Annotated in this window: 24 protein-coding genes; 12 read left to right on the forward strand and 12 right to left on the reverse strand. The window is 39.6% G+C overall.

The genetic code is table 11. The annotated features are described in order from the left end of the window. Positions 1–97 precede the first annotated feature (97 nt). From V7K61_RS22400 to V7K61_RS22410, 3 genes are all read left to right on the forward strand, one after another. Positions 98–1,357 carry an MFS transporter gene (locus V7K61_RS22400; RefSeq protein ID WP_335056618.1) on the forward strand — a complete coding sequence of 420 codons (1,260 nt, stop codon included), beginning with the start codon at positions 98–100 and terminating at the stop codon, positions 1,355–1,357. Between the two features lie 166 nt (positions 1,358–1,523). Then, entirely contained in the window at positions 1,524–3,119 is a 1,596-nt protein-coding gene (locus tag V7K61_RS22405) for a DHA2 family efflux MFS transporter permease subunit (RefSeq protein ID WP_335056620.1), read from the forward strand. 48 nt (positions 3,120–3,167) lie between these two features. Further along, positions 3,168–3,749: a Uma2 family endonuclease gene (locus V7K61_RS22410; protein WP_335056622.1), complete on the forward strand. Its 582-nt coding sequence runs from the start codon at positions 3,168–3,170 to the stop codon at positions 3,747–3,749. Here the strand turns inward: V7K61_RS22410 and V7K61_RS22415 are convergent. The 6 genes from V7K61_RS22415 to acs form a co-directional block, all read right to left on the reverse strand. After that, a complete protein-coding gene (locus V7K61_RS22415) occupies positions 3,746–4,504 on the reverse strand; it encodes a Uma2 family endonuclease (RefSeq protein ID WP_335056624.1) in 759 nt (252 codons plus the stop codon). The genes V7K61_RS22410 and V7K61_RS22415 overlap by 4 nt on opposite strands. A gap of 199 nt (positions 4,505–4,703) precedes the next feature. Continuing rightward, on the reverse strand, positions 4,704–5,600 hold the full coding sequence (locus V7K61_RS22420; RefSeq protein ID WP_335056626.1) for a nucleoside triphosphate pyrophosphohydrolase family protein: 897 nt from the start codon (positions 5,598–5,600) through the stop codon (positions 4,704–4,706). Between the two features lie 108 nt (positions 5,601–5,708). Then, on the reverse strand, positions 5,709–6,251 hold the full coding sequence (locus V7K61_RS22425; protein ID WP_335056628.1) for a DUF1643 domain-containing protein: 543 nt from the start codon (positions 6,249–6,251) through the stop codon (positions 5,709–5,711). A gap of 19 nt (positions 6,252–6,270) precedes the next feature. After that, positions 6,271–7,458, reverse strand: a complete 1,188-nt coding sequence (locus V7K61_RS22430; protein ID WP_335056630.1) for a nucleotide kinase domain-containing protein — start codon at positions 7,456–7,458, stop codon at positions 6,271–6,273. A gap of 173 nt (positions 7,459–7,631) precedes the next feature. Then, complete coding sequence (locus tag V7K61_RS22435) at positions 7,632–8,312, reverse strand: tetratricopeptide repeat protein (protein ID WP_335056632.1); 681 nt, start codon at positions 8,310–8,312, stop codon at positions 7,632–7,634. Positions 8,313–8,647: 335 nt separating this feature from the next. After that, positions 8,648–10,621 carry an acetate--CoA ligase gene (gene acs, locus V7K61_RS22440; protein ID WP_335056634.1) on the reverse strand — a complete coding sequence of 658 codons (1,974 nt, stop codon included), beginning with the start codon at positions 10,619–10,621 and terminating at the stop codon, positions 8,648–8,650. Positions 10,622–10,847: 226 nt separating this feature from the next. Between acs and V7K61_RS22445 the strand changes: the two genes are divergently transcribed. From V7K61_RS22445 to V7K61_RS22460, 4 genes are all read left to right on the forward strand, one after another. Continuing rightward, complete coding sequence (locus V7K61_RS22445) at positions 10,848–11,492, forward strand: restriction endonuclease subunit R (RefSeq protein WP_335056636.1); 645 nt, start codon at positions 10,848–10,850, stop codon at positions 11,490–11,492. A 30-nt stretch (positions 11,493–11,522) separates the two neighbouring features. Next, entirely contained in the window at positions 11,523–12,272 is a 750-nt protein-coding gene (locus V7K61_RS22450; protein WP_335056638.1) for a Uma2 family endonuclease, read from the forward strand. Positions 12,273–12,364: 92 nt separating this feature from the next. Next, complete coding sequence (locus tag V7K61_RS22455) at positions 12,365–13,054, forward strand: hypothetical protein (RefSeq protein ID WP_334898648.1); 690 nt, start codon at positions 12,365–12,367, stop codon at positions 13,052–13,054. 67 nt (positions 13,055–13,121) lie between these two features. Beyond that, positions 13,122–13,562: a hypothetical protein gene (locus V7K61_RS22460; protein WP_335056639.1), complete on the forward strand. Its 441-nt coding sequence runs from the start codon at positions 13,122–13,124 to the stop codon at positions 13,560–13,562. A gap of 91 nt (positions 13,563–13,653) precedes the next feature. Here the strand turns inward: V7K61_RS22460 and V7K61_RS22465 are convergent, their stop codons facing one another. From V7K61_RS22465 to V7K61_RS34210, 3 genes are read right to left on the reverse strand one after another with little or no spacing between them, the layout of a single operon-like run. Beyond that, positions 13,654–13,905, reverse strand: coding sequence for a type II toxin-antitoxin system RelE family toxin (locus tag V7K61_RS22465; protein WP_335056641.1), 252 nt, complete (start codon positions 13,903–13,905; stop codon positions 13,654–13,656). Then, entirely contained in the window at positions 13,902–14,171 is a 270-nt protein-coding gene (locus V7K61_RS22470) for a DUF6887 family protein (RefSeq protein ID WP_335056644.1), read from the reverse strand. Before V7K61_RS22470 ends, V7K61_RS22465 begins: the two co-directional genes overlap by 4 nt. Beyond that, complete coding sequence (locus V7K61_RS34210) at positions 14,168–14,344, reverse strand: DUF6888 family protein (RefSeq protein WP_442936354.1); 177 nt, start codon at positions 14,342–14,344, stop codon at positions 14,168–14,170. Before V7K61_RS34210 ends, V7K61_RS22470 begins: the two co-directional genes overlap by 4 nt. Positions 14,345–14,585: 241 nt before the next feature. Here V7K61_RS34210 and V7K61_RS22475 point away from each other — a divergent pair, with 241 nt between their 5' ends. From V7K61_RS22475 to V7K61_RS22490, 4 genes are read left to right on the forward strand one after another with little or no spacing between them, the layout of a single operon-like run. After that, entirely contained in the window at positions 14,586–14,933 is a 348-nt protein-coding gene (locus V7K61_RS22475; RefSeq protein ID WP_335056646.1) for a hypothetical protein, read from the forward strand. 31 nt (positions 14,934–14,964) lie between these two features. Continuing rightward, entirely contained in the window at positions 14,965–16,182 is a 1,218-nt protein-coding gene (locus tag V7K61_RS22480; RefSeq protein WP_335056648.1) for a hypothetical protein, read from the forward strand. 23 nt (positions 16,183–16,205) lie between these two features. Continuing rightward, positions 16,206–16,664: an OmpA/MotB family protein gene (locus V7K61_RS22485; RefSeq protein WP_335056649.1), complete on the forward strand. Its 459-nt coding sequence runs from the start codon at positions 16,206–16,208 to the stop codon at positions 16,662–16,664. 13 nt (positions 16,665–16,677) lie between these two features. Continuing rightward, positions 16,678–17,676, forward strand: coding sequence for an EH signature domain-containing protein (locus V7K61_RS22490; RefSeq protein WP_335056651.1), 999 nt, complete (start codon positions 16,678–16,680; stop codon positions 17,674–17,676). A 64-nt stretch (positions 17,677–17,740) separates the two neighbouring features. On the opposite strand, the gene V7K61_RS22495 is transcribed toward V7K61_RS22490, so the two are convergent. Then, positions 17,741–18,046 carry a type II toxin-antitoxin system RelE/ParE family toxin gene (locus V7K61_RS22495; RefSeq protein WP_335056653.1) on the reverse strand — a complete coding sequence of 102 codons (306 nt, stop codon included), beginning with the start codon at positions 18,044–18,046 and terminating at the stop codon, positions 17,741–17,743. Beyond that, positions 18,046–18,315 carry a type II toxin-antitoxin system ParD family antitoxin gene (locus V7K61_RS22500; RefSeq protein WP_335056655.1) on the reverse strand — a complete coding sequence of 90 codons (270 nt, stop codon included), beginning with the start codon at positions 18,313–18,315 and terminating at the stop codon, positions 18,046–18,048. Before V7K61_RS22500 ends, V7K61_RS22495 begins: the two co-directional genes overlap by 1 nt. 271 nt (positions 18,316–18,586) lie before the next feature. Here V7K61_RS22500 and V7K61_RS22505 point away from each other — a divergent pair, with 271 nt between their 5' ends. Further along, a complete protein-coding gene (locus tag V7K61_RS22505) occupies positions 18,587–19,309 on the forward strand; it encodes a TerC family protein (protein ID WP_335056657.1) in 723 nt (240 codons plus the stop codon). A gap of 139 nt (positions 19,310–19,448) precedes the next feature. Here V7K61_RS22505 and ndk read toward each other — a convergent pair whose 3' ends face one another. After that, positions 19,449–19,898 (reverse strand): nucleoside-diphosphate kinase, encoded by a 450-nt coding sequence (ndk, locus tag V7K61_RS22510; protein WP_289797237.1) that lies wholly within the window; start codon positions 19,896–19,898, stop codon positions 19,449–19,451. Positions 19,899–19,913: the final 15 nt, after the last annotated feature.

Here is a 19,913-nt window from a genome sequence, read left to right on the forward strand (position 1 = left end):
TTTCTAACTGTGATATGTTTCTACATCTACGGAGAGGCATACAAATATGAGGTGAGATGATATTTATGAAAGCAGATTGGTATAAAACAAGCCTGAGATGAAAAAATCGCTACTACCTGCATTAAGATCAAGAAACTACCAGCTGTTTTTTGCCGGACAAGGTATTTCCCTAATTGGGACGTGGATGACGCAACTTGCCACAATTTGGCTAGTTTATGACTTGACAAAATCCCCATTAATGCTAGGAGTTGTGGGATTTTCGAGTCAAATTCCTAACTTTTTTTTAGCTCCCTTTGGCGGAGTATTTGTAGATCGCTTTTCTCGGTATCGTACCTTAATTGGTACGCAAATCTTGGCGATGATTCAATCGTTAACATTAGCAGCGCTAGCGTTAACTGGAGTGATTGAGGTATGGCACATCATCGGCTTGAGTTTGTTGCAAGGATTTATTAATGCCTTAGATACGCCAGCCCGCCAAGCTTTTGTGCCAGAATTGGTTGAACGCAGAGAAGATTTAGCCAATGCGATCGCTATTAACTCCACAATGGTTAACGGTGCTAGATTAATTGGCCCTGCGATCGGCGGTTTATTAATTGCTAGAGTTGGAACTGGCTATTGTTTTTTAATTGATGGTTTGAGCTACATTGCTGTAATCGCCGCTTTATTGGCAATGAAAGTTAAACCTTGGAAAAATTCGGTAACTGACGGTAATCCCTTGCAAAAAGTCAAAGAGGGATTTGTATATGCCTTTAGCTTCTCACCGATTCGCTCCGTCTTATTGCTATCAGCTTTAGTCAGCCTGATGGGACTGCAAAATACTATTCTCGTCCCCGTTATTGCTGAAGAAGTTCTCAAAGGTGGTGCAGAAAGTTTGGGTTTCTTGATGGCGGCATCTGGAGTTGGAGCCTTAACTGGTGGTATTTATCTAGCTACCCGCCAAACAATCTTGGGAATTGGGAAATTGATTGCCTTAGCTCCAGCAATTTTAGGAACTGGTTTAATTGCCTTTTCTTTATCTAGATTTTTACCACTCTCTTTATTTACAATGTTATTTGTTGGCTTAGGAACAATTCTTCAGATTGCTGCTAGCAACACATTTTTACAAACCATTGTTGAAGACGATAAACGCGGGCGATTGATGAGCTTATACACAATGTCCTTTTTGGGAATGATTCCCGTGGGTAATTTATTAGGAGGTTTATTAGCAAGTCGTATTGGCGCTCCCAATACTTTAATTATTGATGGAATCGCTTGTATTTTAGGGTCAATCATTTTTAGCAGACATTTACCTGCTTTAAGGAAAATAATGCGTCCAATTTATGAGCAAAAGGGGATTATTACAACTCAAGAAGTTTAAGAGAAATAACCGGAGTTAAATTTATATTTGTGTTTACGGGGCTTTCTATAGCAATTATTTTTTAAATTTTAGCGTAATGCAAGCTCACGTATAGGCAAAGAACATATTGGTATAAGATTTAATAATCAAGTTTTTTGCTACTTAACCTTGAAACTGGAACAAAGTTATGGCTAATACAGGTGTAATTCGTCAGCAAGGGCAAAATCCTGCTTTACCACCAGACTATGTACCGCTAAAAACCTGGATTGGTGTATTAGCCAGTATGCTTGGTGCATTTATGGCGGTATTGGATATTCAAATAACTAATGCTTCACTGCAAGATATTCAAGCAAGTTTAGGAGCAACTCTCGAAGAAGGTTCTTGGATTTCTACCGCGTATCTTGTAGCAGAAATTGTGGTAATTCCTCTAACAGGATGGTTATCACGGGTATTTTCTCTGCGACGTTATCTGTTAGTCAATACTGCACTCTTTATTTTCTTTTCTATCTGCTGTGGCTGGTCGTGGGATCTCAATTCCATGATTTTCTTTCGGGTCTTACAAGGTTTTAGCGGAGGAGTATTAATTCCCACTGCTATGACAGTTGTCTTAACAACTTTACCCCAATCAAAACAATCAGTTGGACTGGCTGCATTTGGGTTTAGTGCAGTTTTTGCACCTTCAATTGGCCCGACATTAGGGGGTTGGTTAACCGAAAATTTTGGTTGGGAATACAACTTTTATATAAATGTAATTCCAGGGGCATTAATGCTGGCTGGTGTTTGGTACGGAATCAAGCAAGAAAAACCCCAAATCAGTTTACTTAAACAAGGTGACTGGTGGGGAATTATTGCAATGGCTATTGGCTTAGGTTCGCTACAAGTTGTTTTAGAAGAAGGTAGCCGCAAAGATTGGTTTGGTTCAGCGTTAATTGTGCGCTTAAGTGTAATAGCGGCAATTTTCTTGGCAATATTTTTCTTTATAGAATTAACTCGTAAACAACCATTTATTAATTTACGGCTTTTGTCTAGGCGGAACTTTGGTTTAGCCAGTATTGTTAATGTGTCGTTGGGAGTAGGATTGTATGGTTCAATTTACATTTTACCGTTGTATCTTGCCCAAATTCAAAAATACAATGCTCTGCAAATTGGTGAAGTATTAATTTGGGCTGGTATTCCTCAACTGTTTATTATTCCCCTCATCCCGAAATTGATGCAACGCATTGATGTGCGGTTAATGGTAGCTTTTGGTGTGACTTTGTTTTCCATCAGTGCATTTATGAACTCTGGAATGACTAATGAAACGGGATTAGATCAATTACGCTGGTCGCAATTTGTGCGTGCAATGGGACAACCCCTAATTATGGTGCCGCTTAGTTCTATTGCTACTGCTGGTTTGAGTCCGAAAGAAGCAGGTTCAGCAAGTGGTTTATTTAATATGATGCGGAATCTGGGCGGTTCTATCGGAATTGCTTCTTTAGCGACTTTATTAGCAAATAGAGAGCAATTTCACTCGAATAGATTGGGTGATGGAGTATCTTTATATAACTCAGAAACTCAGCAGCGAATTGACCAAATGACGCAGTATTTTGTCAGTAAAGGAGCAGATTTAAGTACAGCCCAAAATCAAGCGATCGCATCTATATCCAATATAGTCCGCAGAGAAGCATTTGTAATGGCTTTTAACGATTGTTTCTACTTTATTGGTATCGCATTATTACTCAGTGGAATTGCTATTTTATTCCTCAAAAAGGTGAAGCCAACTGGTGGCGCTGTCGCTCATTAGATTTATTGTATGAGTTAAAATGTTTGATAAAATTACTAAGGTACAAAAATGGTCATTAGCCAAAGTGAGTACTATATCTCCCCGGAAGAATATCTAGAAGGCGAGAAAGTAAGTGAGATCAAACATGAGTACATTGATGGGCAAGTCTACGCAATGGCAGGGGCAAGTGATGCTCATGTCACTGTAGTAGGAAACTTGTTTGTACTGTTGCGAAACCATCTCCGGGGTAGTGGTTGCCGTGTCTATATGTTAGACATGAAAGCACAGATTGATATCATAAATCGCTATTTTTATCCCGATGTGATGGTGACTTGCGATACACGAGATAAAGAATTTGACTATTTTAAGTGCCATCCTTCCTTAATTATCGAAGTGCTTTCTGAGTCAACCGAAGGCTATGACAGAGGCAAGAAATTCGCTAGTTACCGACACTTAGAATCACTGCAAGAATATGTGTTAATTTCACCAGACCGAATGAGTGTAGAATGCTTTCGCCGGAATCAAGATGGACAATGGGTACTTTACCCTTATGAAAAAGGGGAAGAAGTGCATTTAGCTAGCGTTGATTTTCGTTGTGCGATCGCAGAAATATATGAAGATGTAATATTGATAGATGAGAATATTTCCTAATCTAACATTTCTGGCTCAATTCCTAAAGCATTGAGTTGTTCAGCAGAGAGCGATCGCAATTTCTCTACAATTCTCTCTCGTTTTTGCCGCTCAATCACAGCACGTTCTTCACCTGTTAGCAGTAAATTTCCTTGTGCATCCCACCACCGCAACCAAGGTAACTCTGCATTTTGATAAAATCCTTGCCAGATTCCTAACTCTACACCCATAGGAGCAATTGGGTAATGTCCCCGTTCATTAACTTTCATTAATTGATAATTATTATCGACTAGATGATACACCTCAATCTGAGCTTTTGCTACTTCATAAATCCCATAATAAGGCACTCGAATTGCCTGTTCATAAACCCAAAACTTCCCAACATTTCCACCTTGCCCTTGAGATGGCGGTGTTTTATCTCGTTCTTCGGAACCATCTCCAGAGACAAATTCAATCACAATCAAGGGCGCGATATACTCCTTCCACAGCACATAAGAACGCCGCGTTTTACCATCGAGAGTAGGCGGTACATTGGGTACATAAAACCAGTCTGGTGCCTCAGCCCCTTTCTCTGGAGGATCTGTCAATCGCCAGTAGATACCTAAATCTTGCCCAATACAATATTGACTATCAGGATGAAGTTCCTCTAAGACAAGTTTAATAGAGTCAGTAAGTAAGATACTTTGGGGATGCTCTTGCCAGTTTTTCACAAATGTACCATCTGAGTCTGGTAACTGGGTGTGATCGGGTAAAGTTAATGCCGATAGCGAAGTCATAGGCACAACCAAGATTATGTTTGTATTTCAGTTATTATACTAATAAATCTAACAAGCTTTGTTGGGCTATAAGACTTGAGACTTAGGAATTTTGCACTTGTTAAATTCACAATAAAGTATGTTTTTTCAAATTAGAGATACTCACAAAAATACTGTATCTTAATTATTAAGTTTTTCTTTTTTTACTTTGCCTTTGGTATCAGTCCACTGCTATTTGATAAGTTATCAAGCGTGTATCAAGGTCAACAACTACCGTTCCTCCCCGATATTTATCCACCTGTTGCCAAACATCATAGCCCATCAGAATTGCCTTCTCCCAATCACCCAGCGAACACTGAGAAACTTCTAAATGGGATGTCATATTTTTGATAGTCTTCAATAGTTGGTAATCTAATGTTGAAACGCCTTCTAAGAAACCGTGATCTTTGGCATAGCTAAATACAAGTGCTGATATACCTTCCTCAATTGCTACTGCACGCCCGCCGTCTTCAACCTCGTCAATACTAGAATTACTTTTGCGCTTACATTTAAGAATACTACGAGTGACAACCGACCAACCTAAAACTGCGGCGTAGGAAAAATGGAAAACATCATGAAAGCGGTAGCCATCGCTTGTATAGGAATTATCGGTGAGGTCATTTCCAATTTGTTCTTTGTTGATAAATGCCTTCATCTTGATTGAGTTATCTTTGCTTATCTCCGTAATTTCTACTTCAAACTGTCGTGGTAAACTTTCATTTTCGGGAAAGTCATTGTCGAATATGTAGGTTGTAGCTTTATCATCTATTGGTGCTGAATCTCTCCATCCCCAACGGTCACGGCACTTTCTCATATTATCTTCCGCAATTTCTTCCAAATTAAGGTTAAACTTGCTTGCCAAGTTGGAAATATACCAAAGCATATCTCCCAATTCTTCCGCGATGCCTTCTTTAAATAGTTTATGTGCATCACCATCGCGTAAATGTTTTTTATACTCAGTCATCAATGAGCCAACTTCACCTATCAAGCCGAGAAGAGGTATTATTAGTTCAGTACCTTCTACAGCAGGAATCTGGTTTGTATTAAGTGCTTGTGTTTGATACTCAGAAAATTTCATAATGAAACTTCTCCAATTTCAAGTTTGTTGATTAAAGCGATTTTTATAGGGATAAAATACAAATATTATGATACTTAAAAAGTATTGCTATTAAAGTTTTAAGTTCAGCTATATTTGTAGGGAAAAATTAGGAAAAATAATTAATTTTGTACTGTCTTCAACTTTAAGATATAGCGGATGGTTTGGGTATCCCTTCTTTGTTAGCTTGAGGCAGTGAAGAGTTTTTTTACCAGAAATTAGACTTAGCACTTCTTTGTCACGGTCACGGTTATTTCTGGGATACTTACTCGCTCCCCATGCCAAAATAATTAAGTCAGCGCGTTCTGTTGCTGATTTAATATAAGAGTTATTTTCTAAACCCACAGGATCATTTACTTGATGAAGTTCACGGGGTTTTGGAGTAATATAAGCAAATAGATTGACCACTTCAAGAGAACCATAACCCCAAAATTCAGCAAATTTAATACATCTAGTGAGTGTCCTATCATCTTTGTCAGCATCGGCAGTACTTGGGTTAAGCATCACAAAAGTAACTTGCGGCAAATTCTCAACCCATTTACGCCCTAGTAAATATCGATACTTTTCAGTGCTATCAATCTTGGCATATCCTTTCATTTCGATATGTTTTACTCTGAATTGCTGTTTATTCATGAATAAATAATAGAATGCATCAAAATAGACATAACTGTTGAGATTGTTCTGTATTTACGTTTTGTAAGGCTTTTAATTTTTTATTCTGAGTCTCTTGCTTATATTTTTTATGCAGTTTTGATATATTATTCGGAATTTCAGATGTTGTTTTTACCAGAGAATCTAATTGCAAAGATAATTGCTGATAACTACTATTATTGATTTTTTGCAAATTAGGAATATCTAATTTTGGCAATCTCTGTGCTAAACTTTCTTGTACTTTATCGTTAATACGCCATTTTGGTGGATAAAAATAATCAATTGGTTGATGCGTTGAAGTAAATTTTGATTTTATCTTTTTGCGATTACTTTTCAAATCAGGAAATGCTGCTCGGCAGTATTTATCAGTTTCACAAAATAAATTTTGGCAATCTATAGCTTGTAGCGGACGACCCCAAAGTGATTGAAAATTTAACCCCAAACGCTGAAATTCTTTCTCTTGGTTTTCAGTCATCCAATGAATAACATCTGTGTATGTTTTACCATCTGTATCAATGAAACACTTGTCGATACCACGTTCGGCTCCTGGGCCTGCTATAGTAAAACTGTTTTCGTCAAAGTTGATAATTTCACTATAGTTAATATCTGTCGCTAATTGGTAAGCCATAAACTTACCTAGCAATGGATATTCTTGAATAATCTTAAAAACGTCTTCAAAATTTTGGGTTTTGACTATGCGTTTAACTACTCTATCTTGGACAACCATTTTATCAATTAATGCCAAATGATTCTGGTGTTTTTTATCATAACCAAACTCCTTGCTGGCACAGGACATATACGCACTTGTGTAAATGACATATCCAAGATTCATAGCCTCTTGTAATATATCTGAGTATACATTTGAGTCGAAATTAGACAGTGTAATATAATCTCCTATTTTGTTTTCTAAGTATTTCCATGTTTCTATTTTATTAAAGATTTTAAATAGTAGAATCCGTAAAATTACTTCTTCTTCATTTTGGCTCCTCTTCTCATCGTAAATTACGTTTTTGATCAGATATTGTGAAACGCGATCGCTTGCTCGATATGCATTACAAAATTTATAAGTATTAATAATCGGATCACTCGTCCACGGTGGTGGTAAGTTGTTAATTTTGTTGAAGAATACTTCCTGGCGCGTAGCAGCAAATCGCCAATAAGTATCAAAAATTTCTTGTCTTACTTGCATACACTTTTCTCCTGGTTTGTCGTCATCATTTTCAAACCTATTTTTTATCCATGAGGCAAGATTATGCGACAACTGCCGCATAATCTTCGTATCCGATACCATTTCTAGCAAAGCATCCTTAAAGCCGATCGCAGCAACTCTTCTTAACTTTTATCCACTGAATAATATGATGTTTATGAAACACCAGGCTCATCAGCAGTTTTGATCTCTTTTAAAATTCGTTCTACTTGGTTAACTTTTTCACCTCTATTCTGTTCTTTGAAAATATTTAAAGCTTTTTCTAAAGAAGATAGCGCCTCATCTTTTTTATTTGTTTGCCACATTGCCAGTGCAAAATTAGTCAACGCCTCGCCATAATTAGGATTAATTTCCAAAGCTTTTTTATATTCAGTAATGGCTTCTTGCCAGCGACTTTGGCTAGCGTAAGCCATACCGATCGCATTGTAAGCTAGAGCATATTTTGGCTGGAGGCGAATGGCTTCTCGATAGGAACTAATTGCATCTTCTGGTTTCTTTTGCTGAAAAAGCGCATTTCCCAGTTGAAAATGTCCAAATGCATCTTCTGGGAATTTTTTAATGAATTTACGTAAATTTTCCTCTGCGCCTTTAAAGTCTCCCTGATTATATAAAGCATTGACTTGTTGCAGTATCTGCGATCGCTCTGGTGTCCCTGTACCTGAAGCTTGTGCTATTCTTTGTGGTTGTCTCTGTGCAGACTGTTGTGGCGAATGCAAAGAAACTTGTCCAGGAACCGCTAACACTAATGGTGATATTCCCATTACACTGATAATACTCAGCATCATGCAGCCAATAGGTTGAACAAATGCTGATTTGGATTTGCACTTCACCTTCATCGCCCTAAATGCCTCAATAATGTTCTAATCTTTATGATAAATTGGCCTGCGTTAGCGCGTAATGCATCACAAGACAGACGGTAAGGGCAGCATATATGTCATTGTTGTCAATTTTACGTGAAACCCGCTTGGTGACAACGTTTTGCCCTCACCCCAGCCCCTCTCCCCAAGGGAGAGGGGAGCTAGCTAGAGATTCAATTCCCCTTCTCCCAAGGGAGAAGGGGTTAGGGGATGAGGGCGTGAGGGATTTGCAAAACGCCTGTCCGATATAGTTTTCGGCTTCAGTTGACACCAATGCATATATGTGCGTCCCTACTAAGCTCATTTGAAATTATTTACGCGCCTTCTCGTAACTTATCCAACACACTTCTATCTTCTAATGTCGAAGTATCACCAGATACCTCTTGCCCCGCAGCTAGATTCCGCAGCAAGCGCCGCATAATCTTACCCGATCGCGTTTTGGGCAAAGCATCTGTAAAGCGAATTTCTCCTGGACGTGCGATCGCACCTATTTCTTTGACAACGTGCAGTTTGAGTTCTTTACTCAACTCTTCACTTGCCTGATAAGTGCCTTCTAGAGTCACAAAAGCAACTACTTCTTCCCCCTTAAGTTCATCGGGTTTACCCACTACTGCCGCTTCTGCAACCGCTGGATGCGAAACTAAAGCTGATTCTACTTCCATTGTACCGAGTCGATGTCCTGAGACATTCAGTACATCATCCACACGACCCATTACCCAGAAGTAACCGTCTTCATCTTGTCTTGCACCATCACCAGCAAAGTAAATGTAGTTACCATCTTTAGGCGGAATGTGTTCCCAATAGGTGCGGCGGAAGCGTTCTGGATCGCCGTAAACTGTCCGCATCATTCCTGGCCACGGATGTCGCACAGCTAAATAACCGCCTTCATTATTGGGTACGGTGTTTCCTTCCAAATCTACGACATCTGCAATAATTCCAGGGAAGGGAAGAGTTGCAGAACCGGGTTTGGTGGGAATTGCCCCTGGTAGCGGTGTAATCATGATACCGCCGGTTTCCGTTTGCCACCAAGTATCCACAATTGGACAGCGATCGCCACCAATTACTTTGTGATACCACATCCAAGCTTCCGGGTTAATTGGTTCGCCAACGGTTCCCAACAAACGCAATGAAGACAGGTTTCGCGCATTCGGATGTTGTTCACCCATCTTAATAAATGCCCGAATTGCCGTAGGTGCAGTATAAAAAATATTAACACCGTATTTTTCAATTACATCCCAGAAGCAGCCAGGATTAGAAGTCCGGGGCGCACCTTCATACATTATCGTGGTTGCACCATTGGAAAGCGGGCCGTAGACAATGTAGCTGTGCCCCGTAATCCAACCTACATCGGCAGTACACCAATATACATCTGTGTCTTGCAGGTCGAATATCCACTTGGTGGTGATATGGGTATACAAATTATAACCAGCAGTTGTATGCACTACACCCTTCGGTTTGCCCGTACTGCCGGAAGTGTAGAGGACAAACAGCATATCTTCGCTATCCATCGGTTCGGGGGGACAATCTGCTGATACTCCTTTTTGCAAATCATGCCACCAATGATCGCGTCCGCCCAACTGCATATAAGTTTCTTGTCCGGTGCGCTTGACAACTAGGACGTTTTCGATACTAGGAACAGCACCATCAGCTAAGGCTTTATCTACCTGTTCCTTCAGAGGAACGATCGCATCTTTGCGCCAACCACCATCAGCCGTGACTACTAGTTTAGCTTGAGCATCAATTAAGCGATCGCGCAAAGCTTCGGCACTAAAACCACCAAATACCACACTGTGGGGTGCGCCAATTCGGGCACAGGCTAACATTGCGATCGCAGCTTCGGGAATCATCGGCATATAAATACCAACGCGATCGCCTTTTTGTACGCCTAGTTGCTTTAATACATTGGCGAATTGGCAAACTTCCCGATGGAGTTGGGCGTAGGTAAGGGTACGGGAATCACCTGGTTCTCCTTCCCAAATTAATGCTGCTTTATTTTTGCGCCAGGTAGTGAGATGTCTGTCAAGACAGTTGTAAGAAATATTAATCTTACCGCCAACGAACCACTTAGCAAAAGGTGGTTGCCAGTCTAATACTGTATCCCATTTTTGGAACCATTCTAATTCTTTTCCAGCCAAATCTGCCCAAAATTGCTGCGGATCGGCTTTGGCTTGATCGTAGAGACGCTGATAGTCATCCAGGCTTTTGATATGGGCGTTCTGCGAGAATTCCGAGGTAGGATGAAAGAGACGGTTCTCTTGTAAGATTGATTCTATAGTTGGTTGAGACATGATTACATTTAGAAACGGTATTGTTACTGAAAACTATTTTTAGCTTAGTTGTACTAGACGCTGTTTAGATTTTCGTTAAGCTAGGTAAAAATTGCCGAGTTATTTAGTTTACATTCATTTTCATCTACCGAAAGCAAGCGATTAAAAAATTTAAAGACGTTTTACAACCTATCTACCAAGAATGTTGCAATATTGGAAGTAGTCTTGACAAGCAAAGCCTGAAATTATGACGCTTACCGTCGAAGCTAGCAGCCTATCCCTTAATGATGTTCATCGCTTTCTAAAACTAGAAGAACTTTCCAATGGTTCATTCACAGACTTCTTAACTCTAGAACCACTCTCTGAGTTTGAACAGCAGGATTTATTGCGAATCAGAAACGACTTCCGTCGCTATTTAAGCGCAGGTAAAATTTCTGAAGGGTTGGTTAAATTCTTAACGATCGCACCCTTAATGCGCCTAGCTGGATTTTACGATGTGCCGATTCGGTTGACAATGGAAGACAGCATTGCGATCGCAGTCGAAGATGAAGACAGAAGAATTACTGGACGGATGGATATTTTAGCAATCAATAATCCTCAAAGTAATATTGCGCCGCCCTTTTGGGTTGTGGTGATTGAAACGAAAAATAGTGCGGTTGAAGTGGGTGAGGGTTTACCTCAATTACTCACTTATGCTTTTAAAAGTTTAGATCAACAACCATCTGTTTGGGGTTTAGCAACTAACGGACTGCGTTATCAATTTGTTTATTTAAGACATGACGAACAGCCAACTTATCAGTTAATGCCATTATTAAATCTGAATGAATCTCCCGGTGCAATTAAGTTGTTACAAGTTCTTAAAAGCATCTGCAAGTTACCAAATTTTCAGTAAAATGAACGTATAATTGCGGGGCGATCGCTGATGTCTGAACCTGCTACCCTAGAAATCATCTCTGATAATATTTCAGAGGATGAAGTTATTTTTCCTCTTGGTGATATACTGAGTGACGAACCACCCTTGGAAAGTGATCTACACCGAGAACAAATTGATTTGCTGATTCGCATCCTCAAATTGTGGTGGCGAGAGAGGCAAGATTTCTACGCTTCTGGCAATTTGACGATTTACTACAGTCCTAAACAGAAAAAATCAGAATATTTTCGCGGCCCAGACTTTTTTGTAGTTTTGGGAACCCCAAAAAAAGACCGTAAGAGTTGGGTAGTTTGGCAAGAAGACGGCAAATATCCCAACTTGATTGTGGAAATTTTGTCAAGTTCAACGACAGCAGTTGATAAAGGTTTAAAAAAACAAGTTTACCAAGATACCTTCCGTACACCAGATTATTTCTGGTTTGATCCTGTAACAATGGAACTTCAGGGATTTCATTTAGTTGATGGTAAGTATCAAGAAATCCAAGTAACCACTGATGGACGTTTGTGGAGTCAGCAGTTAGAACTTTATTTAGGAGTTTATGAAGGTAAATTAAGATTCTTCACTACTGAAAATCAATTAATACTATCATCAGAAGAATTGGCTGAACAAGAACGTTTACGTGCCGAACAGGCAGAAGAACGCGCCGAACAGGCAGAAGAACGTGCCGAGCAAGCAGAGCAAGAAATTGCTCGACTGCGCGAGGCTTTACGTATACAGGGTATCGACCTAGAGAATATTTGATTACATCAGGAAATAAACTAAAGACATTTTCAAGTTAAAATCTAGTTATCAATGTGTAAAAAAAGCGTAATCTTCTGAAAGTAGGGCATCGATTGCAAGCACAAGAAATTAAGGATCAGCTAAAGTCCCTTATCGAGCAAGCCTCCTCGATAGATCATAATTTAGCGAGAAGATTAGATGAAATCAATCGTTGGGTAAAAAACATCAAGCCAGGTTCCCTGACTGCAAAACCCTTTGTCATCGCCTTTCTGCTAGAGGTGATTACGGATTCGACAATATGGCTGACGATCAAATCCTTACCTTCAGAAGAGGAACAAAACGCAAAGTTCGAGATGATGACGCCGATTGAGAGATATTGGTATGGTTATCTATTTCCCAGATGGATCAATGCAAGTGACTCCAAGTTTTATATTTGGAAACAAAAATTGATGGCAGGTGAATTTAATCAGGTTGATAATGATATCATTAGATCAATAGCCCAAGATATTGTTCAGCGAGAAGGTAGTTTTTGGCAGCGTTATATTGCCGACCTTTCAATGGCAACAGATTTAATTGTTAGTCGTAACAATCAACCACTGTGCATTCAAGTTACCAGTGTTAGTGAAGAACTCAATCAACAAAAGTACCAAGCTTGGCAAAATACACTGCGATCGTGGGAAATAGAGAGAGGATTGTTCTTAAGTTACAATCCCAAGGATACTAATTTTGTGAACCAGTTAGTCAACGTGGCCCTGTATAACAGTGATTACCTTTCTGGTGGCAAATATTTAAAATTTTCGTGAAATTTCAGGAATTTGATATTTCAGATTTGTGTCTAGCCTACATACTTACGTGCTAATTACAGCTTCTATGGCTAATAAAAGAGAAACTCACTGCAACAATCAAGTAGATACGTTTGCTGAAGCTTTAGCGACAGCGCGACAAATGCAGCAGAACTGGCTGACTTATGGGGTTGATTTTGTCAATATTTACGTTGAAGATGTGGAGGGAGACTGGCTAGAAACGTGGGGACATGATGAAATATTAGGTAATTTTCAGTTAGATACTATTAAAGAATTTCTGGTAAGTAATGATAGTGTAGCTATTAGCATAAGAGAGCATTTAGGAGAGCGATCGCTGTTTGATTTTGCAGTAAACTTAGATGAAGTTTGGAGAATTTCGGAAACTAGTGACAAGTTATCTGCTGTGAGAAGCTTGTTAGCTGGTGAAGTAAATAATATTGATACTGACGATATCAGGTTATTGGATTTAGCAGATAGTCTAGTAGGAAAGTTAGCAGAGATTTTGTGAAATTTTTAGTTGCGTAGTGGTAGAGTAAATTTTGAAGTTTTATTTTGGTTGCCTTGGGTGGTATGTAGGCGATCGCTTTTCCAGATAAGCTTTAATAATCTTTGAGATGTGCAATCTTTATCACTGTTACTAGCAAGGGTTGATCTTGAATCTGGTAAATAATGCGGTATTCACCCAAAAGAACCTTATACAGTCGTTCAGTGTTCTTCAATGGGTGAGCATCTTCTGGATATGGATTTAATCCTAGTCCCTCTAACTTTTGTGCTAGTCGTTGCTGCACCTCTGAGTCCAATTCTGCAATTTTCTGCACAGCCGAAGGTGCTAATGCTACTTGGTAGCTCATATCCCTAGCTCCCTTTTAATTTCTTCCAAGGGTGTAATCCCCAGCCCTGCAATTTCCTCTAGTACCTTATAAGCATCTCTTGCATCAGCCTCATCTAACCTTGCTTCAATTAGCTCATGCATCTGCTCTGTTGAGGTAATTTCAATCCCTGGTTCTTCTCTAAGTTTGTCCGTTAATGCATAAAAAGCTTCGCGATCGTCTTGATGTTCCAACACATAAGCTCTTAACTCTTGTTTAGTCATCCCTTGAAAATTTGCTTTAGTCATAAATATCTTACCCTCCCATTTGGTAATATTTCTACTTCAAAGCTTTGTCCAGCCAGAATGTAAATGCGTGTTGTCCGTTCATCTAATCTCACCAAGTAAATTGGTAGGTACATCGGAGTTAAATCGTGACACACCTTAAATAATTCAATTGCTTGTTCATTAGTTGGTTTGATTCAGCATAATTAGCAAAATACCAGTAAAAAATCCCCAATTTTTAGGGTGCGTTATTAAGGCACCATATATTAAATAGCAATGGCGTTGCGAAAAGGTTAATTTATGCACCTTTTCAACGCCCAAAGAGCAATTTGACATCAAAAATTACTTTTATAAATATAACTTTAGCAAAAAACTTAAATAAGTTTCCATTTTGGGAACTATAGACCTATTGAAGCTCAGGCAGGTAGGTCAAAAGCATTGATTAGTGAAACTGCAAAACTATTCTACCCCTCGGTGGAGAAATTGGTTAACGAGATTGTGGCAGTTAACCACGCTTGGAAAGTAGCTCGTGAATTATTTGGAGAAGATTCACCCCTATCTATTTCTTCACGGGATTTAAAAACCTGTTTGCAGGTGCGTTTGTTGCGAAGCTATGCACCAGAACAGGTTTATTTAATTGAGGATAAAAAGGCAAAAGGGGAGCGACTTTATAGCTTATGCCTCCGGGAACCTATAGGAGAACGCCTGGATGCAGAACATCTCCCAATGCGGATAGCTGAAAAAGTTCTTACGGATAAAGAATTAAAGCAATTCAAAAAGATATAACCAAGACAAACAAGAGGAGTGCAGCGTAGAAATGACAAAAGTTTGGAACATTATTTGGCATAATGAACCTTTTCATTACACAATTGCTTTTGTGTTAGTAATTGCAATTATTATCGAATTTTGCACATTATGGGAGTATTGGCGCTCAGAGTGTGGAACAACTGAAGCCGGAATTAAATTTTTGAGTAATTTTAAAAAGGGTAAAAATGTCAAGCCTTCAGAAAAGGATAGTCGTTGGTTAAAAGACCATCTAGGAACTGATGACTCTAGTAAATTCAGACAACAAGATGGCAAGTTCGTACTGATAAAGTATCCATCTGTCTTAGCCCACCCAATACCTCGTAGTTCCCTACGCTTCGTGACAACCTTGTGTACTGCCATTGGTCTTTTAGGAACCTTTTATGGTATACAACAGGGACTCCAAGGAATCAATTTATCTACAGAAAATACCAAAGAACTGATGACTGCCAGTAAAGAGCTACTGGTGGGAATGAAAACAGCTTTCTCGACTTCCATGATGGGGCTTGGTTCTGGTAGCTTGTTTCTTCTAGTTTTGTTTGGGCGTGATTCACTACGGCAGAAACTACGTGATAGTTTGCGTCAGAAATTGAAGGCGATCGCAACTTTAAAAACGGCAGACAATAGCAACCATGAAGTAGCTGAAGCACTTAGTCTTGTAGCAAAAAGCTTGACCGGGTTAAAGCAGCTAAATGCAGAAGGCATTGGTCAAGCTGTAGGTAGGAGTATTGCAGAACAATTCGCAGGTTTAAATCAGTTGTCAGCCCAAGCTATTGGTCAAGCCGTAGGTCAGCAGATTAAGCCAGCCTTGGGAGAAATATTCAAAGAACAGAAAAAACTCCGAGAAATTCAAGAAAACCAGGGACAGAGAGTTTTAGAAGAACTCATCAAAGATTTGCGAATTCAGGTACTCGAACCGATTGCAGATCGGCTAGATAAAAGTGCAGAATTAACCCAACAAGCTTCCGAAGCTGTGCTGACTCTGCATAGAGAATTGAGTGGTATATCTCAAAGTTTGGCAAGTTCCATCCTGACAATTGAGAACTTTCAAAAAAAGACTTTGGTAGAACTCCAAGAATTTGCTAAGAGTTTGGGAGACACTCTCAATCAATTTAAAACAGATACAAAAGGGGTTTTACAGCAAACAGCCGACGAAATCAATCGAGCTGTAGATCACTATTTATCACTACATTACTCCAGCTTGCACAAAAGGATGCACCCAAACGAGTAGTAATTGGCAATGTTGTGGGACAGATGAAAAGCAACAATATCAATGTTAAAGTCAACCCAGAAACCGGGGATGTCAGTATTCAAGAATCAATTCTTTTTGCCAAGGGAAGCACAGAACTTAAACCAGAAGGGAAAGCCTTCCTACGCCGCTTTATTCCTGTTTACAGTGGTGTTATTTTCTCAAAACCAGAATTTGATAAGGAAATTAGCCGTGTAATTATAGAAGGTCACACTAGCTCAGATGGAGACGACAAAACCAATCTACAACTAAGCTTGTTGCGATCAGCATCAGTTTATAACTACATTTTCTATGATATGAATTTCCCTACAAAAGTACCTTTAAGCCATAAAATATTAGCTGCTGGGCGTGGAGAAATTGAATCTGACAAGAAACGTGATAATCCAGGCGATCGCAAAGTAGTTTTCCGCTTTCAGTTTCGCAGTGATGAGTTAAAGAAAGATATCCTGAAAACCCCTCTTTAAAGGAGCTAAAACATTGAATTCTCAGTTTTCCATTCCTTCCCTACCTGAAACTCCCCAGTGTAGTCCTAATCAACTTATTCAGCTTGCAAGTAACTTACCAGATGTAACAATATCAATACCAAATGTTGATAAAATATTGGAAGCTATTGAACAGGGTAAAGCTGATCAAGTAAGTAAGTTGGACTGGGTTTACTGCATCCATGCTAAAGCACAGTGGGATCAGCAAAATCTTGACCGATGCAGAAAAACATCAGCAGCTATTTGGAAGGTAGCAATTTCTAATTTATGGTTGCAACATCAGCTATTGTGGCGTTTAGCTCTTTATTATGGTGATCAGCAAAAACAGGTGTTAGCACAGTCTTTAGTTGAATCTTTTGATATTTTTGCTAATTCTGATTTAGTTAGTCACCTCCTACCAGTTCAAATTATTCGGGCGCTTTGCAGTAAACAAGCAGGTAGAGAATTAGCAAAAATTCTTTGTGAACAGCGTATTAATCGAACCGAATTGCTAAACAACATCCGAGAAGATTTACCTGTTTGGATTCCATTACTCACGAAATTTATAGAAGACATAACTCCCTGTTTTACTACAATTATTTATCCAAATCAGCAGCAGGTAAAATGGCTGTTAAGTTGTTTGGGTGAAATGTCAGAGAGTCAGCAAATAAAGGCTGTTAATCATTTGCTCACTAATGTTTCTAATGATATAGCAAGCAATCATTCTTTATTGGTTGATTGGTTGCGAAATAACTATAGAAATGGTGAAAAATGGTATAAACTTTCAGATCCTGCAAGGCAAAGACTTCGAGAGTGGATTGGAGGTATCAATTATGGTGATTTCCAAAAGCTAGTAAATCTAATATTGAACAAGCTCGATTTACCAGACTTCGAGTCAAATCGGCTATGTAGTCGCAGGGACTTTTGGGCTAATTACAGTAACCGCTTTGAACGGCTTCGCATCTTGTTACCCAAGACATCACAAATTGCCATAGGGTATCAAATCAGAGATTGAACGTCTAGAAAGGGAAGCTAAAACCTACTGTAACAAGATTTGTTTTCTAATAGAATAAAAATTATTACCGTGAATCATCATCTAAAAACAGCGCCTCTAAATCACGATAGCCACTTACTATTCGCACAACTTCAATCCCCTCTGCAATTGGGCGATAAAATATCAAATAATCATCAGCTGGAAAGCTTCGCAACGCAGTTAAAAGTTCATCCCGTCTACGTCCCATACTGGGAAACTTTGCCAAAGTATCCAACTTTTGAGTTATGAGTGTGAGCAATCTATTTGCAACATCTGGATTTCCAGCAAATAGGTAATCGTTAATTTCTTGTAAATCTTGGGCAGCTTGAGGCGATAGAAAATATAAACTCATTATTGTGCCTGAGTCTTTCTCAAAGCTTGGTTTTTTTGACGCAGTTGCTCGATTACTTCTTTACCGTCAAGTCGTTCTTTGCGGTCAAGTTGCTCAACCCCAATCATAATTTCTCTTTGCAGTTCCTCAAACCGACCCTTGTAAATACGTTCCCGTTCCTCCAATAGCCTAATACCCGCAATAATCACTTCTTCAGATGAGGTGTACTTCCCGCTTGCAACTTGACTTTGAATGAACTGCTCAAGCTCGATTGTTAAGGAAATATTCATAAACTATTACCATATTTTTGTTCTTATATTCTAATTCTAGATGTCAACTGACAGCAGTCCATTGCGATCGCACTAAGCTAGATGTTAAAACTTTGGGAGTATTGACTTATACACAAATAACCCCACTCACACGATGATCGCACACATTCAACCCTCTTCAAAATGCACCACAACCACGTTAAGCTGAATTAGAGAGACAATTTATTGCGCTTTTTAACATACAAATCTCCGTTCTTGTCAAATTTTAATTTTTCTGCTTGAGAAACCCGGAATGCTAGACCGAATTTTTGATTACCTCGATTTTCATTTCAGCCTTGAAGCCCTTATAGTTCTGGCGATCCTGGTGCTTTTAGAGGCGCTGTTATCTGCCGACAATGCCATCGCCCTAGCTGCGATCGCTAGGGGGCTGGAAGACAAAGAACTTGAGCGTAAAGCTTTGAACTTTGGTTTAGTCGTTGCCTATGTGCTGCGAATCACCCTGATTCTTACTGCCACTTGGGTACAACAATTCTGGCAATTTGAATTATTGGGCGCTACTTATCTCCTGTGGTTGGTATTCCAACACTTTACCTCGGAAGAATCTAAGGACGATCGCCATCACGGGCCGCGCTTTAATTCATTGTTGCAAGCGATACCTGTGATTGCATTTACAGATTTGGCATTTTCTTTGGATAGCGTGACAACTGCGATCGCAGTTTCTCAAGAAAAATGGCTAGTGCTAACGGGTGCAACAATTGGTATTATTGCGTTGCGATTCATGGCAGGATTATTCATTCGTTGGCTAGACGAATACGAAAACCTAGAGGATGCAGGCTATGTAACTGTCGCCTTGGTGGGTTTACGCTTGTTGTTGAAAGTACTCAACGATAGTTTAGTTCCACCAGAATGGATCATGATTGCTGCCATCTTCCTGATTTTAGGCTGGGGATTTTCCAAGCGCGTTGGTACTGAATCACCCCAAATAGAACCGGAAAAGAGCGAAGTCTCTAAATAAGTGAGGAGGAAGGAAGAGTTAGGAGTGAGGAGTGAGGAGTTATTAATTATTATGAGTTTTTAACTCCTAACTCCTAACTCCTAACTCATAACTCCTAACTCCTAACTTTTGTACAGACGCGATTTATCGCGTCTCCCCCTTACTCGTGCAACCAAGGCGTTAAGTGTGGTTGCCAACTGACCAATTCTTCATCCTTAAACCACAGGGCAATTTCCTGTTGCGCGGTTTCTGGAGCATCAGAACCGTGGATTAAGTTGCGACCAATATTCAGTCCAAAATCGCCGCGAATCGTTCCTGGCTCTGCTGTTAAAGGGTTTGTCGCACCAATAATCTTTCTGGCAGATGCAATAACACCATCACCTTCCCATACCATCGCTACCACTGGGCTAGAAGTTATAAATTCCACTAGACCACCAAAAAAGGGACGTTCTCGGTGAACGCCATAGTGTTGTTCAGCCAATTCTCGACTGACTTTTAGTAACTTTAAACCAACCAGGGTAAAACCTTTGGTTTCAAAGCGACGGATAATTTCACCTACTAATCCCCGCTGGACTCCATCAGGCTTAATTGCTAAAAATGTGCGCTCCATTGCTATCTCCCAAAG

It is taken from the genome of Nostoc sp., assembly GCF_036918015.1.
Taxonomy (GTDB): Bacteria; Cyanobacteriota; Cyanobacteriia; order Cyanobacteriales; family Nostocaceae; genus Nostoc.